The sequence below is a fragment of the Bartonella sp. AD13SXNS genome, assembly GCF_042196465.1.
Lineage (GTDB): Bacteria > Pseudomonadota > Alphaproteobacteria > Rhizobiales > Rhizobiaceae > Bartonella.
In genome coordinates this window covers 1-710 of sequence record NZ_JBHIQI010000101.1, presented here as the reverse complement: position 1 = coordinate 710, position 710 = coordinate 1, and the positions used below count along the sequence as shown (strand labels likewise).

1 pseudogene is annotated in these 710 nt (G+C 40.1%); it reads left to right on the top strand.

Annotated features, from left to right (window positions below):
* A pseudogene (locus ACFIMQ_RS09615) lies at positions 1–710 on the top strand (hypothetical protein); the annotation flags it as partial.

The following is a 710-nucleotide window of genomic DNA, read 5'->3' as shown; positions in this document are numbered from 1 at the left end:
ACTAATGTTGTCAGTGATAGCCTTGCGAAGCAGGATGAAAAGACAAAAGTTATCACTATTGGTAAAGAAGTAGAAGGTACAGAACTCAATATCGCAAATAAAGACAAAGGGGACCGGATTCTTTCTGGTGTTAAGGCAGCAACGAAGAATAATGAAGCAGTTAACAAAGAGCAACTTGATCAAAGTTTAGAGAAGCTTTCTAGCAGCCTTCAGTCAGAAGATTCAGCAGTGGTTCTCTATGATAAACAGGCAGATGGTAAAACTGATTATAGCAGTGTAACTTTAGGTAAAGGTAAGGGTGCAGGACCAGTTGCACTTCATAATGTAGCGGATGGTACCATTGGTGAGAGTTCACATGATGCGATTAATGGTAGTCAGATCAACACGATTTCTCAGAATGTAGCTAAATTCCTTGGTGGTGATACGGCATTTAAAGATGGTGCGTTTACAGGACCGACCTACAAGTTATCCAAGGTTGATACAGCTGGTAATATAACAGACGGCTCTTTTGATAATGTTGGTAGTGCATTTACTGGTCTTGATGAGAATATCAAGAATGTGAATGCACGGATTAAAGAAGTTTCTGAAGGAGTAGCGCAGGATTCTTTGAATTGGAGTAATGAAGCCAATGCCTTTGTAGCGCGTCATGAGAAGAAGCAAGAAGAAAAAGGCAGAGCTGTAAGGACACAAGAAAACAGTAGAATTACGTT